The sequence below is a fragment of the Pseudomonas sp. SDO5522_S412 genome (assembly GCF_054071215.1).
In genome coordinates, this window is the sequence record NZ_JBSVWQ010000233.1 from 1 (window position 1) to 8,723 (window position 8,723).

Below are 8,723 nucleotides of genomic sequence, written 5' to 3' on the forward strand. Positions count from 1 at the left end.
AGCCACCCCATATGTCACTGACGCACCGCATTCGCGAGCAAGCCCGCTCCCACAATTTGACCGCGTCAGCCTTTAAAGCCCCTTGAGGTCCCGCTCTTCAATCGGTCGGCTCTGGCGCAGGCGCTTGCCGCCCAACACCACCCAGTCGATCAGGCGGAACAGGCACTCGATGCCGAACGACAACAACATCGCCCCGCCCAGGCCCCAGCCCATGGCTTCCGGGGTCAGCAACAGCATGTAGCTGTAGCCGTTCCAGGTTTCCTGGCGAATCGCCGGGTCGGCGGCCACCGCCACTTGCAGCGCGCGGATGTACCACGGGCCCTGCATCGCCTGGAACTGCTTATCCAGCGCTGCCTGGCGGTCGAGCAAGGTGCCCAGGCTGTTGGCATCGCTGCGAAACACCGGGTCGTCACTGGCACGGTAATGGGCCACCAGCGCCTGCAAGTCACCGTTGAAGAACTGTTGCGCCGTGGCATCGAAGCCGCGCAAGCCGGTCTGGGCTTCGATCAAGTGGGCTTCGACGCGCTTGGCGTAGTCGCTGATAAACCCCGGCACCTGCACACCGACCAACAGACCCACGGCAAACAACACCAGTCGCAAATAGCTGAGCAACATATTCGACGTCCTTATTCCGTTTTACCTTGGCTGACACATTCGCCGCGTCGCCACAGGCTCCACTGGCCCGGTTCGTAGCGGGTCCAGGTCTCGTTTTCGGTCAGGGGTTCGGTGGCAATTACCGTCACCACGTCATTGGGGGTGGTTTCGGCCTGAAAATCGACGATCACGTCGACATCTTTCAACCGTGCAGGGCCAAATGGCGCACGCCGGGTGATCTGTGCCAGTTTGGTCGAGCAATAGCAGAACAGCCAGTCACCGTCGCTGAGCAGGCAGTTGAACACGCCCTTGCTGCGGTATTCGCTGCAGGCGGCGATCAGGTCCGGCAGCACCTGTTCGATGTCCACCGGTTCCGGGAACGCTTCACGGACTCGGTTGAGCAAATCGCAGAACGCCGCTTCGCTGTCGGTATCGCCCACCGGGCGGTAGAACGTGGCGCGGGGGTTGAAGTCCGCCAGTTGACCGTTATGGGCAAAGCACCAGTTGCGGCCCCACAGTTCACGGACGAACGGATGGGTATTGGACAGGCACACCTTGCCCACATTGGCCTGGCGGATATGGCCAATCACCACTTCACTCTTGATGGGATAACGCTGCACCAGCAGCGCGACTTCCGATTCGCTGCTGGCCGCCGGGTCCTGGAACAACCGCAGGCCACGGCCCTCGTAGAAGGCGATGCCCCAACCGTCGCGGTGGGGCCCGGTACGTCCGCCGCGCTGCATCAGCCCGGTGAAGCTGAAGACGATATCGGTCGGTACGTTGGCACTCATGCCCAATAATTCACACATGCCAGGCTTCTCGATACAGGGCGTACAACGTTAAAGGCGCGGTTCGACCCGCATACCGCTGACAGGTGCCGGGCGACCGTAACGCTCATCGGCGAAGGGTTCGTCGTCATCCTCCGGCTCGGCGGCAGCGGCTGCCGCAGCGGCGGCCTTCTGCTCACGACGAACCCTGGCGGCACGCTCGATGGGCCAGCGGATCAGCACGAACACCAGGTACACGCCGAACGCGATCATGCAATACATGAACAGATCGGAAATCGCCCGCCAGGCGTTGTTGCCGACCTTGAGCACCAGGTCCAGGGCGGTGATGGCCACGGCCGGGGCGAACTGGGTCTTCACCGGGTCGACGATGGTCGGGCTGAACAGCAGCACCGCCACCAGCAACCGCAGCGGCTCGCGCAGCCAGCGCCACATCCAGCGGGTCATGGCAAACCACACCAACAGGCAACCCAGGGCTGCGAAGGCGTAGAGGCCCCAAGCGATCAGATAGTCGTTCTCGGTCATGGTGTCCATGGCAAGGTAGGCAAACAGGCCGCTATGATAACGGCTTTTCAGTGCCGAGGCTGCAATGCCGTCGGCCAACCGCCAGACAGAGAGTGATCCATGCCCCCATCGACCCACATCACTGCCGCCCCGATCGCCCGCAAGGCCCCAGGCACCGACCCGTATGCCTGGCTGCAAGCGCGTGACAGCGCCGAGGTGCTCGATTACCTCAAGGCGGAAAATGCCTGGCAAGAAGCACAATTGTCCGACCAGCAGGCGCTGCGCGAGACCCTGTTCGAGGAGATCAAGGGCCGCATTCTCGAAACCGACCTGTCCCTGCCCTCGCCCTGGGGCCCGTACCTGTATTACACCCGCACCACCGCCGGCGACGAATACGCCCGCCACTACCGCTGCCCGCGCCCGGCGGACGACAGCCAACAGGTCGACGAAAGCGCGGAAGAGCTGCTGCTGGACCCGAACGTACTGGCCAATGGCGGCTTTTTCTCCCTCGGCGCCTTCAGCATCAGCCCGGACCACCAGCGCCTGGCCTACAGCCTGGATACCAGCGGCGAAGAGATCTACACCCTCTACGTGAAGGAATTGGCCACCGGCAAGGTCAGCGAACTGGAGTTTGAAGACTGCGATGGCAGCATGACCTGGGCCAACGACAGCCTGACCCTGTTCTTCACCGAACTGGACGACACCCATCGCCCGCACAAGCTGTATCGCTATCGCCTGGACGGCACTGCCGCCGAAGAAGTGTTCCACGAGCCTGACGGACGTTTCTTCCTGCACTGCTACCGCTCCAGCTCCGAGCGTCAGTTGCTGCTGGCCCTGGGCAGCAAGACCACCAGCGAGATCTGGGCCCTGGACGCCGAAAAGCCGCAGCAGGCGTTTACCTGCATGGCGCCACGGGTCGAAGGCCATGAATATGACGTCGACCACGGCAAGCTGGACGACCAGTGGACCTGGTTTATCCGCAGCAACCGTGACGGCATCAACTTTGCGCTGTTCCAGGCGGCCGACACCGGCAGTGTGCCGACCCAGGACGACTGGCTGAACCTGATCCCCCACGACGACGCGGTAATGCTCGATGGCGTAAGCCTCAATGCCCGGGCCATGACCCTGAGCCTGCGGATCGGCGGCCTGCCGATCATCGAAGTGCACCCACAGGGGCAAGCCGCTTATCGCGTGGAGTTACCGGACGCGGCCTACAGCCTCTATGTGCAAAACAGCCTGGAATTTGCCAGCGACAAGATCCGTCTGCGCTATGAGGCGCTGAACCGCCCGGCCCAGGTTCGTCAGCTGGAACTGGCCGGCGGCGCACAACAAGTGCTCAAGGAAACCCCGGTGCTGGGCGTGTTCAACGCCGACGACTACGTCAGCCAACGCCTGTGGGCAACGTCGGCCGATGGCACTCAGGTGCCGATCAGTCTTGTCGTCCGACGCGACCAGTTGGGTAAGCCGACGCCCCTGTATCTGTACGGGTACGGCGCCTACGGCCACAGCCTCGACCCGTGGTTCTCCCACGCCCGCCTGAGCCTGCTGGACCGTGGCGTGGCCTTCGCCATTGCCCATGTACGCGGCGGCGGCGAACTGGGTGAGGCCTGGTATCGCGGCGGCAAGCAGGAGCACAAGCAAAACACCTTCAGCGACTTTATCGCCTGCGCCGAACACTTGATCGCCCAGGGCCTGACCACCTCCAAGCAACTGGCCATCAGCGGCGGCAGTGCCGGCGGCCTGTTGATCGGCGCGGTGCTCAATCAACGCCCGGAGCTGTTCCAGGCGGCGATTGCCGAAGTGCCGTTCGTCGATGTGCTCAACACCATGCTCGACCCCGAGTTGCCGCTGACCATCACCGAGTACGACGAATGGGGCAACCCGCAGGAGCCCGAGGTGTATGAGCGGATCAAGGCGTACGCACCGTACGAAAACGTCAGCGCCCAGGCCTATCCGGCCACGCTGGTGATCGCCGGCTACAACGACAGCCGCGTGCAGTATTGGGAAGCGGCGAAGTGGGTGGCCAAGCTGCGCGACACCAGGACCGACGACAACCTGTTGCTGCTCAAGACCGAGCTGGGCGCCGGCCACGGCGGCATGAGTGGTCGTTACCAGGGATTACGTGACGTAGCACTCGAATATGCATTTGTTTTCAAGGCGCTGGGGCTGATTTAAGGAACTCCGCCTGGCGGGCCGGTCTGAACACTTGACCGCCGGGCGCGCCCTGCACGATTTATGGACAAAGACTGTAAGCCTCATGCCAGAACCGACCTTACTCAATAACGAAATCCGCGACATGCTGATGGATTGCGGCCTGTTCGACCCGTTGCTGCCGGAAGACTTCCACGTAGCGGCGGGCTATTTCAACATCAGCAGCATCGCCCGCGATGAGGTGATTTTCCTCGAGGGCGACGCGGGCACCTTCATGTGCATCATTCACTCAGGCCAGGTGGCGGTGCAGAAGACCAACCATGCAGGCCAGCGCCTGACTATCGCCACCTTGCGCAGCGGGCGGACCTTTGGCGAGATGGCTGTGCTGGACGGCGAGCGCCGCTCCGCCAGCTGTGTGGCGGCCAGCGATTGCGTGCTGTTGAACCTGGGCAAGGATTCCCTGGAAAAGATGCTCAACGATGCACCGAAAATCGCGGCCAAGATCATTCGTGCGATTGCTATCGCCCTGTCCAGGCGCCTGCGCATGGCGGACGGGCAATTGCTGTCCCAGCAGTTTTAGCCGCCCGGGGTCTTGGGCTTGATGTCGTTTTGCTGCAAGCCGGGGATCGTCTGGTCCTTCGGCGGCGCGGGCAGCACGATCGGCGCCAACAATGGCTCACCGCTGCCGGCCGCCTTTGGCGTTGCCGGTGGCGTGACTTGCGGGTAAGGCGTGGGCGTTGCAGTACCCGGTGAACCCGCCGTGGGCGCGGGGGTAATCGGCACGGTTTGCGACTCCTGAGCCTGGGCCACACCGCCAAGGGCGAGCGCGCTCCACACAATGACCGTTAGAATGCTGCACTTCATCGATGGCTCCATGGCCTGACCGTAAAGTCGTAAGGCTACTCCCAACCGCGCAAGAATGCCCTTCCCAATGAGATTTCCATGAAACGTTTCGTTCTGCTGGACACCACTCCGATCCCCGACAACGGCGGTGCCTTGTGCCTGTTCGAATACGGTGAGGATTTTGTCATCAAGATTCAGGGCGGTGACGGTGGCCAGTTGATGAACACGCGCATGCACGGTTCCGAGGATGCGCTGGCGGAGATTCCGTGCCGCAAAGTCGCCGGTCGGCCCGGCTCCAGGGTGTTGATTGGCGGCCTGGGCATGGGTTTTACCCTGGCGGCAGCGCTCAAGCATTTGGGCAAGACTGCCGAAGTGGTGGTTGCCGAGCTGGTGCCCGGCGTGGTCGAGTGGAATCGCGGGCCCCTGGGGGAAAAGTCCGGCCGCCCGCTGCTGGACCCGCGCACCGTGATCCGTATGGAAGACGTGGCCAAGGTGCTGCAGGCCGAGCCCCAGGGGTTTGACGCGATCATGCTGGACGTCGACAACGGCCCCGAAGGCCTGACGCAAAAAGCCAACAGCTGGCTGTATTCCGCCGGTGGCCTAAGCGCCTGCGCCAAGGCGCTACGGCCCAAGGGCGTGCTGGCGGTATGGTCGGCCAGCGCCGACAAGCAGTTCAGCGACAAACTGCGCAAGGCCGGCTTCAAGGCCGAGGAAGTGCAAGTGTTTGCCCATGGCAACAAGGGCACGCGGCATACCATCTGGATTGCCGAGAAACTCAAGGGCTGAAACAGCCGCCTGAATTCACTGCGCGGGTCGTAGGTCAGATCGACCGGCGCAGTCGATTCAAATGCCTCAAGCCTTCCAGCACCAACACCACCACGGCCAGCCAGATCGGCAGGTAGGTCATCCATTGGCCCGGTTTGAGAGCGTCTCCCAGCATCAGCGACACGGCCACCAGCAGCACCGGCTCTGCGTAACTGAGCAAACCGAACAGGCTGAACGGCAACAGCCGGCTGGCCAGGATGTAGGAATAACCCGCCGCCGCGCTGACCAACCCCATGAGTGGCACCAGCCAATAGAGCGCCGGGCGCTGCGCCAGGGTCTCGTTGATGGGCTCACTACCGAGGACGAACCACAGCGCGACCGGAATCATCAGCATCATGTCCAGCCACAGCCCGCCGAGGTTGTCGGTGCCACAACGCCTGCGCACTACGAAATACAGCGGATAACCGACGCACACCACCAGGGTGGTCCAGGAGAACCCGCCCGTGCGATACAGCTCGTTGGCCACGCCCACCGCCGCCAGCGCAGCGGCAATTTTTTGCAGATGGGAAAGGCGTTCGCCGTAAACGATGCGCCCGGTGATGACCATGGTCAGCGGTAACAGGAAATAGCCCAGCGACACATCCAGGCCGTGGCCATTGAGGGGCGCCCACATGAAGATCCACAACTGCACACCCACCAGGGCACTGGTGAGCACGACACAAGGCAGCAATGCGGGTTTCTCCCGCAGACGCTTGTAGATCAACGGCACCCACTTCCAGTCTCCGGACAGGCACAGCAGCAACGTCATGAAGGGCAAGGAGATGAGCATTCGCCAGCCAAATATCTGCTGGCCATTCAAGGGTTCAAGAAGGGAGGTAAAGAAATACAGCACACCAAACAGGAAGGAAGCGGAAACCGCCAGAACAACGCCTTTAGACACAACAGCCTCTACAAAAAATTGCATGCATTCAATTGAAGCAGGCCGTTGCATTCACGCAGTGTGAATGTCAGTGAGATGAACATCAGAAGTTTATTAACGGGCACCATAAACTTACAACTTGCACAGGACACCTATCCCGAATATTCAAGTTATAACAACAGGGTAACGCGTTGATTTTTTATTATTTGCACGACGATCATCAGACACTTCAACCACCCGACTTCGGTTATTGGAAGCAGTACGCTCTGGATGAGCGCTTCTGATTTGAAACGCCACAACGTCAACCACGGGGGTTGATATCGTGAAAGGAAAGCCCGGCTTGCGGGAAACTGACAGTCGCCAGGAAAGACCTGACGTATTGACTACCTGACGCCACCACAGAACACACTAACGGCAGTAGGCCAAGAGGCGCCACATTAAACAAACTGGCAAAGTTAGTCCAACACTTTATCACCCTGAAGCCAATTAAATGCCCCACGGCATTTAAATCGATATTTGCCGGATCTTTACTGTATATTAAGCCGTTATACGCCCGACAGAAACAGCACAAGGCCGCCCCTGCCGGTTCGTCACTTAGTTACTTCTACTGTCGATAACGTAGGGCACTTTCTTCTTGAACGTATCGTTCAGTTCTTTGCGGTCAAGTGACGTGAAGCCGCCCAACTGCCGGGCGCTGAAGCCGCTGTCCCCTACCGGTGCCTCGGGCGCCAGGCTGACCATGCGCTTGGCTACCGCCTCGATTGCCTTTTCATACCCGCCTTGCTTGTTCAGGTTGAACGCGCCGAGGTCAATCTGCGTGCGCAACCATCCTCCCCAGTAAAACTCCAGGAATTCCGGCACCACCTCACCAGAGGTCGGCTTGCCGTAGGACGCCTTGCGGGAGAAGTAAACCAGGCTGCGGAACATATCGTCGCCGAGGTCCTTGAAGCCCAGGTGTGCCGGAATTTGCTCAGGCGTGATGGTCTTGCCCTGGCCGTCCTTGAGCCAGACCTTGCGGCCCTGCTCCATGCGTTTCCAGAAAGTCGCCAGGTCGGGACTGTCGCTGAAGTTATCGGTGACCCGCACCCACATCTTCAGTTTGGCGCCGGCACCTGGCTGCTCCCACAAGGTACTGAACGAGTGGTGGCCGTCGGTGAGGTACAACTGGCCAGCGGGACCGACCACCACGGTTTTCATATCCGCCGGGTGAGCGCCTACCGGGTCTTTGCAGGTGAAGCTGCCCGGCTTATGCAGATCGGCATCTTCAGGCACCTTGTCGACACCGCCCTGGCCGTTGGTTTCACAATATTCGTCGAACACTTTTTTGGGCGACTCGGCAAATACCCCCAGCTTGTAATGGATCTGATCAAAACCGATGACGGCCTGGGTCGGGTGGAGCTGCTCCAGCGCCACATCGATCACCTGGCCTGGCTGGGGCGTGGAAAACGCCTGGACCTGAACACTGACGGCGCACAACAGCAGCGCCCACAACCATGAATGCATCCGCATGAGTACCGCTCCTTATGAATTCAGTTCGTCGATACTACAAACAATCCCCCTCACCGGCATGACCGCGCCTGAAAAAGCCGGAGGTTTATTAGCCAGCAAGCAGCTAGAATCAACGCTATCCGTGATCCACTAAAAGACAGGAGCCATGATGAGCTCGACCAACCCGCCCTCCCACACCGCCAAGCTGGACCGCATCCTCGCCGATGCCCAGCGCGATCGGGAAATGGGCTACCGCGACAAAGCCCTGAAGATGTACCCCCACGTGTGTGGCCGCTGCGCCCGTGAATTCGCCGGCAAGCGCCTGAGCGAACTGACCGTGCACCACCGCAACCACAACCATGACGACAACCCCCAGGACGGCTCCAACTGGGAGTTGCTGTGCCTGTATTGCCACGACAACGAACACTCGCGTTATACCGACCAGCAGTATTTCGGCGAAGGCTCCACCAGCAGCCCGACGATCGCCAAGGCGACGCACAACCCGTTTGCGGCGTTGGCCGGGTTGATGAAGAAAGACGACTGAAGCGATGTAATGAACGACCTGCTGTGGGAGATGGCTCGCTGTGGAAGGAGGCTCGCAGTGGGAGAAGGCTTGTTGTGGCGAGGGAGCTTGCTCCCGCTGGGCTGCGTAGCGGCCCCACGTTTTTTGGGAG

The 8,723-nt window shown here is 60.9% G+C and carries 10 protein-coding genes; 4 read left to right on the plus strand and 6 right to left on the minus strand.

The features are described 5' to 3' along the window. Positions 1 to 72: 72 nt before the first annotated feature. The 3 genes from ACW9I6_RS27750 to ACW9I6_RS27760 are packed head-to-tail and all read right to left on the minus strand — an operon-like array spanning position 73 to position 1,982. Entirely contained in the window at positions 73 to 615 is a 543-nt protein-coding gene (locus ACW9I6_RS27750) for a DUF2937 family protein (RefSeq protein ID WP_177040339.1), read from the minus strand. A gap of 11 nt (positions 616 to 626) precedes the next feature. Next, positions 627 to 1,403 carry a class II glutamine amidotransferase gene (locus ACW9I6_RS27755; protein WP_003210683.1) on the minus strand — a complete coding sequence of 259 codons (777 nt, stop codon included), beginning with the start codon at positions 1,401 to 1,403 and terminating at the stop codon, positions 627 to 629. 30 nt (positions 1,404 to 1,433) lie between these two features. Beyond that, on the minus strand, positions 1,434 to 1,982 hold the full coding sequence (locus ACW9I6_RS27760) for a hypothetical protein (RefSeq protein WP_003210682.1): 549 nt from the start codon (positions 1,980 to 1,982) through the stop codon (positions 1,434 to 1,436). 21 nt (positions 1,983 to 2,003) lie between these two features. Here ACW9I6_RS27760 and ACW9I6_RS27765 point away from each other — a divergent pair, with 21 nt between their 5' ends. Beyond that, the gene (locus ACW9I6_RS27765; RefSeq protein ID WP_008437939.1) at positions 2,004 to 4,058 is read left to right on the plus strand and encodes a S9 family peptidase; all 2,055 of its coding nucleotides are present in this window, start codon (positions 2,004 to 2,006) and stop codon (positions 4,056 to 4,058) included. An 82-nt stretch (positions 4,059 to 4,140) separates the two neighbouring features. Beyond that, complete coding sequence (locus tag ACW9I6_RS27770) at positions 4,141 to 4,614, plus strand: cyclic nucleotide-binding domain-containing protein (protein ID WP_003210680.1); 474 nt, start codon at positions 4,141 to 4,143, stop codon at positions 4,612 to 4,614. Here ACW9I6_RS27770 and ACW9I6_RS27775 read toward each other — a convergent pair. Next, positions 4,611 to 4,898, minus strand: coding sequence for a hypothetical protein (locus ACW9I6_RS27775; RefSeq protein WP_003210679.1), 288 nt, complete (start codon positions 4,896 to 4,898; stop codon positions 4,611 to 4,613). The genes ACW9I6_RS27770 and ACW9I6_RS27775 overlap by 4 nt on opposite strands. A 78-nt stretch (positions 4,899 to 4,976) precedes the next feature. On the opposite strand from ACW9I6_RS27775, the gene ACW9I6_RS27780 reads away from it, so the two are divergent. Beyond that, positions 4,977 to 5,663, plus strand: coding sequence for a spermidine synthase (locus ACW9I6_RS27780; RefSeq protein WP_063032534.1), 687 nt, complete (start codon positions 4,977 to 4,979; stop codon positions 5,661 to 5,663). Positions 5,664 to 5,697: 34 nt separating this feature from the next. Here the strand turns inward: ACW9I6_RS27780 and rarD are convergent, their stop codons facing one another. Together rarD and ACW9I6_RS27790 are read right to left on the minus strand one after the other, a co-directional pair. Then, positions 5,698 to 6,582 carry an EamA family transporter RarD gene (gene rarD, locus ACW9I6_RS27785; protein WP_032899734.1) on the minus strand — a complete coding sequence of 295 codons (885 nt, stop codon included), beginning with the start codon at positions 6,580 to 6,582 and terminating at the stop codon, positions 5,698 to 5,700. 573 nt (positions 6,583 to 7,155) lie between these two features. Beyond that, entirely contained in the window at positions 7,156 to 8,070 is a 915-nt protein-coding gene (locus ACW9I6_RS27790) for a ParB/Srx family N-terminal domain-containing protein (RefSeq protein WP_177080160.1), read from the minus strand. Between the two features lie 148 nt (positions 8,071 to 8,218). On the opposite strand from ACW9I6_RS27790, the gene ACW9I6_RS27795 reads away from it, so the two are divergent. Then, positions 8,219 to 8,593: a YajD family HNH nuclease gene (locus tag ACW9I6_RS27795; RefSeq protein WP_003210675.1), complete on the plus strand. Its 375-nt coding sequence runs from the start codon at positions 8,219 to 8,221 to the stop codon at positions 8,591 to 8,593. The last annotated feature ends 130 nt before the right edge of the window (positions 8,594 to 8,723 follow it).

Excerpts from the sequence above, each read along its gene's own strand:
- ACW9I6_RS27765 (WP_008437939.1), top strand. The coding sequence starts at position 2,004 with ATGCCCCCATCGACCCACATCACTGCCGCCCCGATCGCCCGCAAGGCC.
- ACW9I6_RS27750 (WP_177040339.1), bottom strand. The coding sequence starts at position 615 with ATGTTGCTCAGCTATTTGCGACTGGTGTTGTTTGCCGTGGGTCTGTTG.
- ACW9I6_RS27795 (WP_003210675.1), top strand. The coding sequence starts at position 8,219 with ATGAGCTCGACCAACCCGCCCTCCCACACCGCCAAGCTGGACCGCATC.
- ACW9I6_RS27790 (WP_177080160.1), bottom strand. The coding sequence starts at position 8,070 with ATGCGGATGCATTCATGGTTGTGGGCGCTGCTGTTGTGCGCCGTCAGT.
- ACW9I6_RS27780 (WP_063032534.1), top strand. The coding sequence starts at position 4,977 with ATGAAACGTTTCGTTCTGCTGGACACCACTCCGATCCCCGACAACGGC.
- ACW9I6_RS27770 (WP_003210680.1), top strand. The coding sequence starts at position 4,141 with ATGCCAGAACCGACCTTACTCAATAACGAAATCCGCGACATGCTGATG.
- ACW9I6_RS27755 (WP_003210683.1), bottom strand. The coding sequence starts at position 1,403 with ATGTGTGAATTATTGGGCATGAGTGCCAACGTACCGACCGATATCGTC.
- ACW9I6_RS27775 (WP_003210679.1), bottom strand. The coding sequence starts at position 4,898 with ATGAAGTGCAGCATTCTAACGGTCATTGTGTGGAGCGCGCTCGCCCTT.